18 protein-coding genes are annotated in these 14,254 nt (G+C 69.7%); all 18 read right to left on the bottom strand.

Going from position 1 to position 14,254, the window contains the following annotated elements; translation table 11 throughout:
• Nucleotides 1–184: 184 nt before the first annotated feature.
• The 18 genes from C7H75_RS13850 to gvpJ (C7H75_RS13765) all read right to left on the bottom strand — a co-directional run bounded on the left by C7H75_RS13850 (nt 185) and on the right by gvpJ (C7H75_RS13765) (nt 14,251).
• The gene (locus C7H75_RS13850) at nt 185–979 is read right to left on the bottom strand and encodes a SigB/SigF/SigG family RNA polymerase sigma factor (protein ID WP_175271636.1); all 795 of its coding nucleotides are present in this window, start codon (nt 977–979) and stop codon (nt 185–187) included.
• The gene (locus C7H75_RS13845) at nt 961–1,401 is read right to left on the bottom strand and encodes an ATP-binding protein (RefSeq protein ID WP_081122102.1); all 441 of its coding nucleotides are present in this window, start codon (nt 1,399–1,401) and stop codon (nt 961–963) included. The genes C7H75_RS13850 and C7H75_RS13845 overlap by 19 nt, the downstream gene beginning before the upstream one ends.
• Nucleotides 1,398–2,522, bottom strand: a complete 1,125-nt coding sequence (locus C7H75_RS13840; RefSeq protein WP_106851468.1) for a glycosyltransferase family 9 protein — start codon at nt 2,520–2,522, stop codon at nt 1,398–1,400. Before C7H75_RS13840 ends, C7H75_RS13845 begins: the two co-directional genes overlap by 4 nt.
• Nucleotides 2,519–4,063 (bottom strand): HAD-IIIA family hydrolase, encoded by a 1,545-nt coding sequence (locus C7H75_RS13835; protein WP_106851467.1) that lies wholly within the window; start codon nt 4,061–4,063, stop codon nt 2,519–2,521. The genes C7H75_RS13840 and C7H75_RS13835 overlap by 4 nt, the downstream gene beginning before the upstream one ends.
• The gene (locus tag C7H75_RS13830) at nt 4,060–5,688 is read right to left on the bottom strand and encodes a carbamoyltransferase family protein (RefSeq protein ID WP_106851466.1); all 1,629 of its coding nucleotides are present in this window, start codon (nt 5,686–5,688) and stop codon (nt 4,060–4,062) included. Before C7H75_RS13830 ends, C7H75_RS13835 begins: the two co-directional genes overlap by 4 nt.
• Nucleotides 5,685–6,692, bottom strand: coding sequence for an NAD-dependent epimerase/dehydratase family protein (locus C7H75_RS13825; RefSeq protein ID WP_106851465.1), 1,008 nt, complete (start codon nt 6,690–6,692; stop codon nt 5,685–5,687). Before C7H75_RS13825 ends, C7H75_RS13830 begins: the two co-directional genes overlap by 4 nt.
• Nucleotides 6,689–7,906 carry a glycosyltransferase gene (locus tag C7H75_RS13820; RefSeq protein WP_106851464.1) on the bottom strand — a complete coding sequence of 406 codons (1,218 nt, stop codon included), beginning with the start codon at nt 7,904–7,906 and terminating at the stop codon, nt 6,689–6,691. The genes C7H75_RS13825 and C7H75_RS13820 overlap by 4 nt, the downstream gene beginning before the upstream one ends.
• 3 nt (nt 7,907–7,909) lie before the next feature.
• Nucleotides 7,910–8,911 carry a glycosyltransferase gene (locus C7H75_RS13815; RefSeq protein WP_106851463.1) on the bottom strand — a complete coding sequence of 334 codons (1,002 nt, stop codon included), beginning with the start codon at nt 8,909–8,911 and terminating at the stop codon, nt 7,910–7,912.
• A gap of 96 nt (nt 8,912–9,007) precedes the next feature.
• Nucleotides 9,008–9,901 carry a glycosyltransferase family 2 protein gene (locus C7H75_RS13810; RefSeq protein WP_005512782.1) on the bottom strand — a complete coding sequence of 298 codons (894 nt, stop codon included), beginning with the start codon at nt 9,899–9,901 and terminating at the stop codon, nt 9,008–9,010.
• Nucleotides 9,898–10,785 (bottom strand): glycosyltransferase family 2 protein, encoded by an 888-nt coding sequence (locus tag C7H75_RS13805; RefSeq protein WP_044991098.1) that lies wholly within the window; start codon nt 10,783–10,785, stop codon nt 9,898–9,900. Before C7H75_RS13805 ends, C7H75_RS13810 begins: the two co-directional genes overlap by 4 nt.
• Before the next feature lie 24 nt (nt 10,786–10,809).
• Nucleotides 10,810–11,145, bottom strand: coding sequence for a gas vesicle protein K (locus tag C7H75_RS13800; protein ID WP_372489642.1), 336 nt, complete (start codon nt 11,143–11,145; stop codon nt 10,810–10,812).
• Nucleotides 11,142–11,339: a gas vesicle protein GvpJ gene (gvpJ, locus tag C7H75_RS13795; RefSeq protein WP_022596294.1), complete on the bottom strand. Its 198-nt coding sequence runs from the start codon at nt 11,337–11,339 to the stop codon at nt 11,142–11,144. The genes C7H75_RS13800 and gvpJ (C7H75_RS13795) overlap by 4 nt, the downstream gene beginning before the upstream one ends.
• Complete coding sequence (locus C7H75_RS13790; RefSeq protein ID WP_064077968.1) at nt 11,336–12,115, bottom strand: GvpL/GvpF family gas vesicle protein; 780 nt, start codon at nt 12,113–12,115, stop codon at nt 11,336–11,338. Before C7H75_RS13790 ends, gvpJ (C7H75_RS13795) begins: the two co-directional genes overlap by 4 nt.
• The gene (locus tag C7H75_RS13785) at nt 12,105–12,518 is read right to left on the bottom strand and encodes a gas vesicle protein (RefSeq protein ID WP_106851462.1); all 414 of its coding nucleotides are present in this window, start codon (nt 12,516–12,518) and stop codon (nt 12,105–12,107) included. The genes C7H75_RS13790 and C7H75_RS13785 overlap by 11 nt, the downstream gene beginning before the upstream one ends.
• Nucleotides 12,515–12,814 carry a gas vesicle protein GvpO gene (gene gvpO / locus C7H75_RS13780; RefSeq protein ID WP_005512788.1) on the bottom strand — a complete coding sequence of 100 codons (300 nt, stop codon included), beginning with the start codon at nt 12,812–12,814 and terminating at the stop codon, nt 12,515–12,517. The genes C7H75_RS13785 and gvpO overlap by 4 nt, the downstream gene beginning before the upstream one ends.
• A gap of 6 nt (nt 12,815–12,820) precedes the next feature.
• Nucleotides 12,821–13,072, bottom strand: coding sequence for a gas vesicle protein GvpG (locus C7H75_RS13775; RefSeq protein WP_022596291.1), 252 nt, complete (start codon nt 13,070–13,072; stop codon nt 12,821–12,823).
• Nucleotide 13,073: 1 nt separating this feature from the next.
• Complete coding sequence (locus C7H75_RS13770; RefSeq protein ID WP_005512791.1) at nt 13,074–13,856, bottom strand: GvpL/GvpF family gas vesicle protein; 783 nt, start codon at nt 13,854–13,856, stop codon at nt 13,074–13,076.
• Nucleotides 13,853–14,251, bottom strand: a complete 399-nt coding sequence (gene gvpJ, locus C7H75_RS13765) for a gas vesicle protein GvpJ (protein ID WP_005512792.1) — start codon at nt 14,249–14,251, stop codon at nt 13,853–13,855. The genes C7H75_RS13770 and gvpJ (C7H75_RS13765) overlap by 4 nt, the downstream gene beginning before the upstream one ends.
• Between the last annotated feature and the right edge of the window lie 3 nt (nt 14,252–14,254).

Below are 14,254 nucleotides of genomic sequence, written 5' to 3'. Positions count from 1 at the left end.
CCCCATTCCTGGCCGGGACGCTCACTCGATCGACGGCCACAGATGCGCCCGTCTCCGATGTGGACAGGCTGTGTGCTCAACCTCTCTTCTTTCTAACACCGACGCGTCCCGGTGTACAGGTCACCGGCGTCTGCCCTGGTTTCGAGGCTCACGAAACGGGTATGCCGGAAGAACAGCGCGTGGTCTACCGCTCCACCTGCGCACGCAGTCGGGCAAGCGTGTCGGACAGGATCCGCGAGACATGCATCTGGGAGACGCCGACGTGCGCGGCGATCTGGGACTGCGTCTGGTTCCCGAAGAAGCGGAGCAACAGGACCGTTCGTTCCCGTTCGGGCAGTCCTTCGAGGACGACCCGCAGTGTTTCGTGGTCCTCGACACCGGCGATATCCGAATCGTTGTCGCCCAACAGGTCGCCCAGCGTCGAACCGGTGTCGGGGCCGCTGCCCGCGGCGGCGTCGACGGACAGTGCCTGATATCCGTTGGCGGCCTGCAGGCCCTGAGCGACTTCCTCGACCTCGATTCCCAGTTCCTCCGCCATCTCGCGGGTGGTGGGAGACCGTCCGAGGCGCTGGGACAACTGCGACGACGTCTTGACGAGGTCCAGGTGAAGCTCCTTGAGGCGCCGCGGCACCCTGACCGCCCAGCCGGTGTCCCGGAAATGGCGCCGCACTTCTCCCATGATCGTGGGCACGGCGAAGGCGAGGAAGTCCGAGCCACGCTCGACGTCGTAGCGGTCAACCGCGTTGACGAGGCCGATGCTGGCGACCTGCACCAGATCCTCGAAGGGCTCGCCGCGGCGGTCGAAGCGTCGAGCGATGTGCTCGGCGAGGGGCAAGCACCGGGTGATGATCGATTCCCGTAGTTCCGCGTGACCAGGGTCGTTTTCGTCAAGCGCTTGCAGCGACGCGAACATGGGTTTGACGTCGCTGTACTCGTCGGGCCGGTCCGTAGTCCGGGGCGTCACATGTGCTCCCCGCATTCCACGGTGAAGGAGATCGTGACGGTGGAGGCGCGGCCGTCGCCGTTGCCGTGGTGTCGATGGAGCGCGAGATCGTCTGTGAGGGTGCGAAGTACGTGCCAACCGAACGTCTGCTCGTACTCTCCGTCCACTGCGGGACGGGAGGTCGGGACACAGGCGGCGAATCGGAAGGTGTCGGCCCGCACCCGGAACGTGCACACGATGTCACTGTCGGGTAGCGCGATCCGGAAGAGAGTGCTGCAGGCCTCGTCGACGGCGAGCCTCAGATCGGCCAACTGGTCGAGGGTCATGTCGCACCGTTCGGCCAGCGATGCCGTGACCCCCCGGATCGGGGCCAGCTGGATCGGCTCGGCCGGCGTGCGCAGCTCGATGACAGGCGCGGGCTCCTGGTTTCTGCTCGTGGAGAGGCACGCTTCGCTCATGACTCCTCGTTTCGAAACTGGGCCTGACAGGTGGGTCCGGTCGGTGGCTTCGATCGGAGGATTCCCGTCGTGCCCTGTTTCCAAACTCGCGGATACTCGCGCTCCAGGGAAGAGTTGCGGAGTAGCTTCTCCACTGCACCACCCACATCTCGCGGGTCGATCGCGTCCAGACACGGGTGCGCCGCCAGGTCGCACCGTCGTGCGCGCGAGCCCCGGCACGGGGCGTGCTGGTCGCCGAGCACGATGCTGCGGATTCCGTAGGGCCCCCACCTTTCGACCGGAACGATCGGAGCGAACAACGACACCACCGGAGTGCCGACGGCCGCCGACAGATGGGCTGCCCCGGTATTCGGCGCGACCGTCACGGCGGCGGATCGCAGCACCGCTGCGAGTTCCGCGAACGTGGTCCGTCCCCCGAGATCGATCGCGGAACCGGCGACGGCTCGCGTCAGCGCGGACTCGTCCGGTCCGCCCGTGACGACGACGCGATGCCCGCGAAGGGCGAGTGACCGGACCGTTCGTGCCCACCAACCGGCGGACGCGGTCCGGGCTGCCGCCGAGGCGCCTGGATGCACGACGACGTACGGTTCCGGCCCGACGAACGGCGCGGGATCGGGCAGCTCGGCGCGCAGTCGCAGGCGGCCGTCGTCGCCGCGGGGCAGCTGGAATCCGGCGCGCCGGGCGAGGTCCAGCGCCCGCTCGGCCTCCGGTACATCGGAATCGAGACGATGGCGGACGTCGAGCAGAGCCCCCGGGTAGTCGTCGGAGATGGCCGCGATCCACGGCACTCCCGCCATCCGGAGCAGCACGGCCGTCGGGAGTGGGGATTGGTGGAACGAGGTGAGGATCAAGGCGCGATCGAATCGGCGCCGCCGCAACCGGTCGACGAGGTCGAGTACCGAGTCGGAGCCGGGCCACACCGGTTCCGGGTCGATCCACGGCGCCTCCCACACGAGAACCTCGTCGACATCGGGAAGCAGTGCCGCGGCGGCACTCCCGCGGGGACCCACGAGCAGCGTGACACGCCCGGATCCGGCCGCGACCGCGCGCACACACGGACCGGCGAGCAGCACGTCGCCCAGATTGTCCTGGCGCACGACGAGTGTGTGGAGGCCGGTCACGAGTCGGCGGTCCTGCCCCGGCCCAGTCCTGCGAGTGCGACGGCCGTCGCGAGGTCGGGGGCCAGCCTGCCGTGGCTGTGGGCCCGGTGCACTTCGGCGGGCAGCGTGCGTGCCGTGGGTACGAGGATCCCCACTGCTCCTGCGGTGCGAGCGGCTTCGACGTCCGCTTCCGTGTCCCCGATGACGACACAGCGCTCCACCGGCACGCCCAGGTCCGCAGCGGCTCGGAATATCAAGCCCGGCATCGGTTTGCGGCACGCGCAGCCGGCCCGTCCCGAGTGGACGCAGATCTGCCAGGTGTCGAACGGGCCGAGCCGTCGTTCCACTTCGTCGTTGACTTCCCGAAGCTCGCCGACGGTGATCCGTCCGTGCGCGACCCCGGACTGGTTCGAGACGACGCCGACGAGCACCCCGGTGGCCCGCAGCCGCGACAGCACCTCGGCGGCGCCCGGCACGGGCTCGACCTTGCGGAAGTCGGACAGGTACGGAACGTCGTGGATGATCGTGTCGTCGCGGTCGAAGAGGACCGCGAGGACGGGCGACCGAATCGCTGTTCCGGCCTTCGACACGGCGATCTCCCCGCGGATCCGGTGGGCTACCGCCGCCGGCGGGACGAGGATGCTGCTGACCGACATCTCGAGCACTTCTCGGGCGGTGCGGGGGCCCGGCGCCACCCGCACGAGCGCGAACCGGACGGTGGAGGCGAGCCACGCCGCGGAGGCAGTGGCAGCGACTCGGCGCCGTCCCGAGACCGCCGCGGCCGCGGCCAGACCCGCACAGAAAGTGGTGAACATGTGCCGCCCGAGTCGGCCCCCGCTCTCGCCCGCGGTGCGACGCCAGTCCGGCCCGTGCCTGCGACGCATGAGGGCGTTGTCGGCGTTACCGGTCTGGGCGCGGAGACTGGCGAGAGCGCGAGCGCGGCCGATCGGATGGGTGGTGACGCGCGATCCGGTGTGGAGGGTGAATCCCGCCGACATCAGGCGCAGTGCGAGGTCCGCGTCCTCCCGATACGCGTGCGGGAACCGCTCGTCGAACCCTCCGACCGCCATCAGGGCCGATCGGCGGACAGCCGCGTCCGCGGTGATGAACTGCGCATTGCGCAGCGCCAGCGTGCGCCGCTCGTCGTCGGTGGGGCGCCGTCCGATCGGCGCCGGGACCTCTATCCGGGCGTAGGACGCGGCAGCCTCCGGTCCCAGCCCGGCGAGGTCCTCGGCGAGCCGCCGCGCCCAGTCGCGAGAGACGACGACGTCGTCGTCCAGGAAGGCGACCCACGGGTCGTGGGAGGCGAGCCAGCCACGATTGCGTGCGGCCGCCGGACCGTGGCCCCCGGAGGAGAGCCATCGCACCGGGGGCCCACCGCTGTCGACGCTCCCGGCCCCGCCGGAGACCTGCGAGCCCGTTCGGTCGGGCAGGTCCACGACCACGATGATCTCGGATGGCTGCGGACCGTCGGTGCCCGCCAGCGCTCGCAGCAGAACGTCGAGGCTCGGCCGCAGCACCGTCGGAATCACGACGGTGTAGCGCAACTCGCGCGGGGTCACCTCGGCCTCCGAACCGCGAAGGGACCCATCGCGAGCAGATCGATCGGGGCGGACCCGAAGCACTCCAGCGCGTCCCGGGGCGAATCGACCATCGGCCGGCCCGCGGTGTTGAAACTGGTGTTGACCACCACGGGGACTCCGGTTCGGCGCTCGAACGCCGCCAGCATCCGGTGCAGCAGCGGTTCGGCGACGGGATCGACGGTCTGGATGCGGGCCGTACCGTCGACGTGGGTGACCGCCGACAGCCGTTCCCGCCATTCCGGCGCGACGTCGTGGACGAACAACATGTACGGGCTGGGAACGGGGCCGCGGCCGAAGATGTCGGACGCGCGGTCCACGGCGACCATCGGGGCGACCGGCCGGAACTGCTCACGGCCCTTCACCGCATTGAGCCGCTCGATGTTCGCGGCCGGGGAGGGGTGCGCCAGTAGCGAGCGGTGGCCCAGCGCGCGCGGCCCGAATTCGCTTCGGCCCTGGAACCATCCGACCACCTGGTTCCGTGCGATCGCCTCGGCGACTGCATCTGCGATGTCCGTCGGGCGCTCGTAGGGCACGGCCGCGGCCACGAGAATGTCCTCGAGTTCCGTGTCGGTCCACGCCCGTCCGAGGTCGTACCCGGCGGGATGGGCCGGGGTATCGCCGAGTTCCGTGGCGGCCAGTAGTGCGCCGCCCAGTGCGGTCCCCGCGTCACCTGACGCCGGTTGGACCCACACGTCGTCGAAAGGTCCTTCCGCGTGCAACCGAGTGTTGGCGACGCAGTTCAACGCCACACCCCCGGCGAGCGCAAGGTGGGGGTTCCCGGTTCGGTCGTACAGCCAGTGAGCCAGCGCGAGCAGGACGTCTTCGAGGCGACGCTGCACACTGCACGCGAGATCTGCTTGCGCGGAGGTCCAACTGCCCCCGGCACGTCGCCGGGGCGCCAGCGCGTCCCATTCGATCGGCTCGATCCGAAAGCTGCCGCTGTCGGTGGTGGTGACGAGGCGTTGCAGTTCCGGCAGGAAGCGCGGGGTCCCGTAGGCGCCGAGGGCCATGACCTTGTATTCGTCGCTCGACCGCGCGAACCCCAGGTGCTCGGTCAGATCCTCGTACATCAGCCCCAGGGAGTGCGGAAGGCTCTGGGAGGCAAGCTGTGTCAGTTTTCCGTCCCGGAACTCGCCCGCGAGATACGACGAGGACTCGCCGCGCCCGTCCGCGACCAGAACCGCGCAATCCTGATGCGGCGAGGCGAGCGCAGCCGACGCGGCGTGGGTCAGGTGGTGGGGAACGAAGCGGACGATCGAGGGATCGACGTCGGGAAGGACCGTCCTGAGGAACCGTGGGAAACGCTCGGCGTACATCGTGCGTAGGAACTCCCAGTCCTGTTCGGTGCCGGGAAGCTCCGGATCCACCAGAGCGGGATCGTACGAGTACGTGACGGCGTCGAGGTCCTGCGCGGTGAGTCCGGCTTCGGCCAGGCACCATCGAATGGACTGCTCGGGAATTTCCCACGTGGAGAAGGCGTACGGCCGCTTGCCGTGCTTTCGCCTGCTGAATCTCTCTTCCTCCGCGGCGGCGATCACCCGGCCGTCGTCGACGACGGCGGCGGCGGGATCGTGGAACACCGCGTTGACACCGAGAATCTTCACAGTGAACCCCCTCGGGTGCTCGCCGGAGCGCCGGCGACCGACTGTGCCCGGGCCGTGCGGGCGAACCAGTCCACGGTGCGGCGCATGCCCTCCTCCAGCGTCACCCGCGGGCGCCAACCGAGAAGACTGCGGGCACGTTCGACGTCGGGGCACCGTCGCCGGGGGTCGTCCGGGGCCGAGGGCAGGAAGCGGACACCAGCGTCCGAGTGCGCGATCCGGTTGACGACTGCGGCGACATCCAGCACCGACATCTCGTGATCGGTGCCGATGTTGACCGGACCGGGATGCCGACTGTCCGACATGGCCAGAATGCCCGCCACGGTGTCGTCCACGTAGCACAGCGATCGCGTCTGACGTCCGTTCCCCGCGACCGGTAGAGGGCGGCGGTCGAGGGCCGCGCACACGAAGGCCGGCACCATGCGCCCGTCGTCGGCCCGCATGCCGGGACCGTAGCTGTTGAAGATGCGCACGATCGCGGTGTCGGTGTCGTACTGGCGGCGGAACGCGGACGCGAGGGCTTCGCCGAACCGTTTGCCCTCGTCGTACATGCTGCGCGGGCCCACCGGGTCCACATTGCCGCGATACGACTCCACCTGCGGGTGCACCTGCGGATCGCCGTACACCTCGCTCGTCGACGCCAGCACGAAGCGAGCGCCGGAAGCCTCGGCACGTTCGAGCATCTCGAGGGTTCCGAGACCACCGGTGGCGAGGGTGCCGACCGGATCGTCCTGGTAGTCGCGCGGCGACGCGGGACAGGCGAGGTGGATCAGGAGGTCGATTCGGCGGGGCAGGGGCGGAGGATCCGTCACGGAACCGTCGATCACCGTCACGCGGTCGAGCGCTTCCAGGGTCGATCGCGCCCACGGGGCCGACGTCGAGAAGTCGTCGAGACAGATCACCGAGTCGCCCCGTCTGGACAGGCGCGTGCAGAGATGGAGACCGAGGAAGCCGGCTCCGCCGGTGACCAGAACCCGACGACGGCGCGGACCACCGGGCGCGTTCATCGGCCCACCCCGCCGGCCGCGCGGGGAACCGCCTGGCGGAGCACGGACTCGTACACGCGCTCGGTTTCGCCCGCCACCCGGCTCCACGCGAAGCGCTGCACCGCCCGGTCCCGCCCGACGTGTCCCAACTGCTCGCACTGCACGGGCTGTGTGAGCAGCCGATGCAGGGCGCGGCCCAGGGCGTCGGCGTTCCGGGGCGGCACGTGCACCCCGGTCACCCCGTCGACGACGGAGTCGGTGAGTCCCCCGACGGCACTGGCGACCACCGGCTTACCGCACGCCATCGCCTCGAGCGGGACGATCCCGAACGGTTCGTACCACGGCGAACAGACCACCACGTCCGTCGAGCGCAGCAGTTCCGGCATCCGGGCGCGGGGAATCTGGCCGGGCATCGCCAGGCGATCCCGTACGCCCAGTTCGTCGGCGAGGTGCAGCAGCCGCGATCCCTCTGCGTCCTCGTCCACCGATCCCGCCACCGGCCCGCCGGCGATCACCAGCTCGGCGCCCGGCAGCGCGACCAGCGCGCGTATGGCGACATCGAATCCCTTGCGCTGCACCAGGCGTCCCACCGTGACGACGCGAAACCGGTCGCCCCGTGGGGCCCGGGGCCCGTCCGGGCGGAACTCGTCCGTGTCGACCCCGCACGGGACCACGGTGATGTGTGAGCGGGGGATGCCCATCCGGACGAGTTCGAACACCTCGTCGGAGCACGTCGCCGCGACGGCGTCGGCACTCTGGCCGATCTTGCACTCCAACGGGATCCGCTCCGGCGGGCTCGTGTCCGCCGCGCCCTGGTAGCGCTTCTTCACGATGCCCAGCGCGTGGAACGTGTGCACGAGTGGTATCCCGCATGCCTGGCTCGCGAGTCGGCCGGTGAGGCCGGACATCCAGAAGTGTGAGTGCGCGACGTCGAACTGTGCCCGCGCGAAACGATCGCGAAGACCGAGGGCGAACTCCTGCATGTGGGGTAGCAGCTCGTCCTTCGGGATTCTCCGCGCGGGCCCGGCCGGCACGTGCACCACGTCGTAGCCGTCCTCGGAGCGGACCCGTTCCGGGACGGTGGCGTCGTCCCGCCGGGTGAACACCTCGACGTCGTGACCCCGCCGCACGAGCGCGGCGGACAACGCCGCGACATGGACGTTCTGTCCTCCCGTGTCGACCCCGCCCATCGCGACGAGCGGGCTGGCGTGATCCGAGATCATCGCGATCTTCATTCGCTACCTCCTGGCGCACAGTGGTCGGCGTGTTGTCTCGTCGATGAGGACGTCCCAGTCGTGCAGGAAACGTTCGAGTCCGAATTTCGAGAGCGCGAAAGCCCGCGCGCGGCGGCCCGTCTCGGCGGCATCCGCGGGATCCGTGACGAAGCGGTGCACTGCCGAGACCATTCGGTCGGGGTCGGTGGCGGCGACTCCGGCTTCGGGGGGTACCGAGACGGCCACCTCGGTGCTGGCGAGCGCGACCACAGGCATTCCCAGCATCATCGCCTCGATCAGCGACAATCCGAGGGACGTCCAGCGCGCGGTGTGCAGATACACGCGGCGCTCCCCGACCGCGTCGTGCAGCGCGTCGCGGCCGAGGTCCCCTCCGGCCGAGACCGAAGGAGGTATGTCGGCTCTGCGCGCCAGTTCGCCGGTTCGCATGCCGAACACGTCGACGGGGGCGGCGGACGCCAGTTTCGGTAGCAGGTCCGTGCCGACGGCCCGCCACCGCCGTACCGGGTCGTTGATCATCGTCGCGCTCCGGGCCAGGCGGCCGCTGTGGCGGGCACCAGGGTCGACGACGCCGTGCTCGATCACGCGGGTGCGCGTGGCCCCCGAGTCCCACATCGTGCGGTTGAAGTGGGTGACGTGAACGAGTGTCAGGTCGTCACGATCGGCCATCGGGTGCCGGGTGGTGGGGGCGTGCCCACCCGGGGTGTTGTGCTCCACGTAGACCAGAGGAACGTCGCGTCCGGGCAGGCGCTCCAGCCACCGGGCGGCCAGCGGTACCTCGCCCGGATTCTGCGCCACCACGAGGTCCACGTCCGCGTTCTCGAGGTCGCGTGGGACGATCTCCTCCGCGTTCGGCGGCCAGTCGCGGCCCATCCGTCCTCGTCCCCATGGACCGCGGCCGGGCAGCGTGGGTACGAGATACCGGTGTCCACCGCGGACGAACGCGTCGAGCCACGAGCCGTGCACGTGCCACACGAGGATGTTGCGCGCGTCGCTCCGATCGCTCATGTGGGGAGGGTTACCGATCCAGCGAATTTCAAACTCTATGGATAGGTAATCGTGAAATCCCGTGTCGGAACCGAACCGAAGGTGTTGCGGAGCAGGTCAGCCCACGTAGCGTCGCGCCGCCGAGTGCACCTGGGCGTCCTCGAGGGCGAGTAGACCGGATTCGACCCGACTCGGGACGACGACCCTGTTGCGGACCACCCAGCCCAGCGACCGCACTGCCTCGAGGACCGCGAGAGCGGTGTACCGGTCGGCCGGCGCCGAACGGACGATCTGCGTCGAGCGACGGAGCGCGGAGCGCACCGGACGGCGCAGCCACAGCGTCCACAACGTGTTCCGGATTCCCAGTTGGCGCCGACGCCGGGCGTCACGCGACGTCGAGGGCCGATGGTGGATGACGACGTCCTCGCGCCAGCACATCCACCACCCGGCAGCGGCGAGGTCGAGGGCGAGCAGCTCCTCCTCGCCGCCCAGCCACATCCGCGGCTCGAACCCGCCGACCTCGTGGAACGCGCGACGGCGGATCATCGTCAGCCCGGCCATGATGCCCAGAAGCGTCGGACCGGGCATCCAGTCCGGGCCCGGGACCGGCGAGTTGCGCAGCTCAGGGGTCAGGGGATCTTCCGTCAGCGTCGGTTCGACGAGGCAACGGCCGGTGACCGTCGCCAGGCCCGGGTACTCGTCGAGGACGTCGGCGGCGGTGGTGAGCGCACCCGGTTGCCACACCGTGTCGTCGTCGCAGAACGCCACGTAGGGCGTCGACACCTGCTCCACCGCGATGTTGCGGGCGGTCGCGCCGAGATTCCGCGGCAACCGCACGACGGTGACGTCGGGGAACTCCGCCTCGGCCATGGCTGCACTGCCGTCGCTCGAGCCGTTGTCGGCGAGAACGATCGGCGCCGCGTCGGGTAGCGAGGTCATCGCCCGCAGGGTGCGCCGTAGTTCGTCGCGGCGGTTGTAGGTGATGACGACGACCGTGGCGCGTTCGCTCACGACGAGACCTCCGGACGAAGAGCGGGTGCAGTTTCGAGCAGTCGGATGTCGCGCTCGACGGTCGCCGGCAGCGGCCGTCGGCGCGCGAGCGCCGCGGGCAGCAGGCGCGCCACCTCGCCGGCGGCACCGCGGGCGCAACGGTCGGCGAGCGCGCGCCGGAGCAACCGCCCGGACGATCCGAGGGCGGCGGGAAACGGTCGGCGCATCCACGAGGTGAGGGCGTCGTTGCGCATCTCGCGGCGCCGCCGCCAATCCGACGGGGGACGGACCTGCGACGGGAAGTGCCGCGCGACCAGCCGGTTCGAATAGCAGAGATCCCAGCCGTGTACTGCCAGGTCCAGGGACAGCAGCCGTTCCTCGCCGGCGAAGTGGAGCAGTGGATCGAATCCGCCCACACCCAGATACGCCGCGCGCCGGACGATCGCCGAACATGCGAGGAAGCCGAGGATCCGGGGTCCGGGAAGCGGTTCGGTGTGGGGGAGCGGGCTGCCGGCAAGCGCGGCGGTGATCGCGTCCGGTTGCTGCTGATCCCCGACGAGGGTGAGAGCGGCGAGCACTGCAACCGACGGATACGCATCGAACATGCCTTCGGCGACGGCGAAGGCGCCGGGCTCCCACGTCGAGTCGTCGTCGCAGAAGGCCACGAACTCTGTGCCGGCCCGGCGGGCGCCGACCGTCCTGGCGGCTGCGCCCCGGTTCGTGTCGAGCCGGATCACCTCGACGTCCGGGTGGCGCGTCTTCAACCAGCGCTGCAGAGGATCCCGAGAGGCGTTGTCCACCACGACGATCGGTGTCGCAGGACAGTCTGCACCGATGCGGTCGAGTGTCCGGGCCAGCTCGATCGGCCGGTCGCGTGTGGCGATCACGACGGATGTGCGGTTCATGCCGGCTCCCGCCACTGCCGGCGGTCAGTCCTCCGCCAACAGCGGGCCGAGCGGGCCCAGGTCGATGTTGAGGTCCTCGGGTTCGAGTCCGAAATGCTCACGCAATTCCTCCATCTTCTCCTCGAGCAGCATCAGCGTCGTGCCGATGCGTTCGATCTGGTCGTCGGAGAGATCACCGGCGTCCACGCGGCGCAGCGCCTGCCGCTCCATGAGCTGTCGCAACAGTTCGACGAGTGTGAGGACCAACGCGACCAGCCCGCGTTCGACCGACTCGGGATCCGAGTCGATCCGCTGGCGAATCGACCGATCGTGCGGGCCGGCACGCTCGTTCGACGTCGGACCGCCGCTCGATTCGCTCACCCGGCATTCTCCGGCTTCTCGTCGGGTGGCCGGGTCAGCGCACTGACCGACGACACGAGCGTGCGCAGGGAGATGTGCACCATGTCGACGTCTGCGATCGACAGGGTGATCTCGCCCGCGACGACGACGCCTCCGCCGAGGACTCGGTCGAGGAGATCGACCAGCGCGATCCGACGGTCCGGGGTGGCGCTCACCGCGCACTCGCTTCGACGGAGGTGAACGAGTACGGCGGCCACGGGCCGGTGAGTACCAGGTCCACATCGCTCAGTCGCGCGTCGAGTTCTTCGACGGCCGTGACGAACTCGCGGTGGCGGCCGTTGTCGACCAGGAACGACGTGTTGAGGATCTCCTGGGAACGACGGCCCGCGAGGTCCGGGGGAGAGGGCGGTTGCCGGACGCCGGCCACCGCCCACCGTGCCAGTTCGGCGAAGATCTCGTCGGCTCGTCGGCCCGCCGCGGACTCGGCTTGCTCTCGGGCGGCCACCTGTGCGCGCCGCTGCATGAGATACGCAGTGCCGGAGGGGCGTCCGGTCTTCTCACGCGCGTCTCGGGGTTCGCTGCGCGGTCGCTCGAGGTAGGCGCGCACGCCCCACTCGGACCGATCGGTGATCTGCTGCAGTGCCTCGCCGAGTTGCTCGGCATTGTCGCGCAGCATCGTTCGGACCCGATCGTCGTCGAAGTACACGGTCGCCAAGCGGAGTGGCACGGTGGCACCGCCCGCGCAGATGGCGGCGACGACCGCGTCGTGTCGACGGGCCGTGTCGGCCAGCCAGTCGAGATCCTCGAGATTGCGCCGCAAAGCTTCCTCGCCGAACGTGTCGAGGCGAACAGTGCCCACGACGGCCGTGAACCCCGAGTCGGTTACCGTACGGAGTTCCTCGCCGGCCACCCCGCGGATACCGGAGATACCGCCGGGGAACGGGCCGTCACCGGTCACGGCGTACACCCACACGCCGTCGTCAGGAGTCATCGTCGCGAACCTCCGCGGCGGGTGACTCGGCCGGTTGCACCGCCCGGTGCGGGTCGGTCACGTCCGCGACCCGTCTCTCGCCGGATTCGAGAACCTCGATGCGCGCGCGCAGACGCTCGTTCTCGAGTTCCAGATCGCGGTTGTTCCCGGACAGCCACGGATCGTGTTCCCACCAGTCGATTCCGACCTCGCGCGCCGTTTCGAGCGAGGCGATCACCAAGCGCAGCTTGATGGTGAGCAGTTCGATGTCCAGGAGATTGACCCGGATGTCCCCGGCGATCACGATGCCCTTGTCGAGGACCCGTTCGAGGATGTCGCCGAGATTGGCCGGCTCGTGGCCCGCCCCGCCGAGCCCCTGGCTGTACTGCTGTGGGTAGTTCGCTCCGCTGCCCGACCTCGTCACTGCTGTGCCCCCTTCTCGGACCGACCGCGCGTGTACTGGCGGCTCCTCCGGTAGGACAGCAGCATGCCGTCCATGTCGAGGACCACCACGTAGATCGCGAGGACGTCGGAGGACGACGGGATCCGGCGATCCTCGACGACCTCCACCTCGACGGACCACCCTTCGTCGCTCGGCGCGACCGACACGGCTCCGATGGGCGTCCGCCCCGTGAGCGCGGCGATCTGCCGCGCCGCCTCCGCGGCGGCCTGCGGTGCTGTCAGGTCGGTGGGCTCGTCCGGATCTCGCGGCCCGCTCATCGCTCACTACTCCTCTCCGGAGCCGCCGGCGTCCCGACGGCGGGTGACCCGGTGGAGGATCTCGTCCTCGGCCTGCGCGGCCTCGTCCTCCGAGATCTCACCGGAACGGCGGCCTTCCTCGATCGCCTCGAGGTCCCGGCGCATGGCGGCAGGGCTCGTCGTCTCCTCCTCGACCTGCCGGCGTACGACCTCCCCGATCCACACGACGCCCCGGACGGGCGCCAGTGGCAGTCCGAAGATGGCGGAGAAGAGTCCCATGTCAGGTACCCGGCGCCCGCGTCTTCACGAAGTCGTAGGCGGCCAGCGGACCGGTCACCGTGACCTCGACGCGCCCCTGCCAGTCGTCGATCAGCCGCGCCACGGCCTTGTCCAGTTCGTCCACCCCGTCCGCGGAGATCAGTACGGCCACCGAACCCGCTTCCTCGTCGTCGGTCGGCTCCCGTGGTGCCACGGCGGTCGCCGCGGGTTCGAGAGCTTCGACGATGCGCCCGGTGTCCTGCTCGCGTTTGGCCGTCAGTGCCTGGCTGATTCGTTCGCCTAGCGCCAACCGCTCGTCGCGGGTCGTGTCCTCGGGTTGTTCGCGGACGACGTCGCGCAGTCGTGCCGCCTCCGGGTCGTCGGCGAGGATCTCGCGGAGGATCGCGTCCTCGACGTACTTGCCCTTGACCACGAACTCGACCTTGCCCTCGAGCTGTTCGAGCGCTTCGTGGAACTCGTCCCGATACGGTTCGAGAAGTTCGGCCACCACGGCATCGGTATCGGTGAGTACGGCGCCGAAGCGCAGCGGCAGAACCGGTGCCACCGTCGCGGTGGAGTCGAGGACGGCCGCATGGGCCCGCAGGTCGTCGGAACTGCCCAGCGGGGTGTCCGGGTCGATCTCGCTGACCAGAGCGGCCACGTCCTCGTGGTGGACGATCTTCAGCGGCCGGGGCGGCGAGCCGATACCGGTGGCGTCCTCCTTCACTTCCACGTCCGCGGGAACCAGTCCGTACACGTACACCACCGGGCCACCACCGTCCGGTGCGGATTCCTGTTCGCTCATCGGTCCTTGCCTCCGCCGGAGTGCCCGCGTCGCTGCGGCTCACGCTCGTCCTGCGAGCCACCGAGAAAGTCGAGCACCTTCTCGCCGGCCGCCTCGATGGCGCCCTTCGTCTTGCCTTCGGCGACGCCCGTGGTCATGTCCTGCACCATGTCGGGCAGTCCCTTGGGCTGAGTCTCCGAGATCTCCAGGCGATTGACCGCCTCCGCGAATCGTAGGTACGTGTCGACGCTGGCGACCACGACACGCGCATCGATCGTGACGAGTTCGATGCCGACCAGAGAGACCCGTACGTACGCGTCGATCACGAGGCCCTTGTCGAGGATCGTGTCCACCACGTCCGCGAGGCTCTGGGAACTCGGGCCGCCGGCACCGCCGCCCCCTTGCACCATGGTCATCTG

Origin of the sequence: Rhodococcus (subgen. Prescottella) equi (genome assembly GCF_003013675.1) — a bacterium.
GTDB classification, from domain to species: Bacteria; Actinomycetota; Actinomycetes; order Mycobacteriales; family Mycobacteriaceae; genus Prescottella; species Prescottella equi.
Note: the sequence above shows the minus strand (reverse complement) of the source record. Positions and strands in the feature narration are given on the sequence as shown.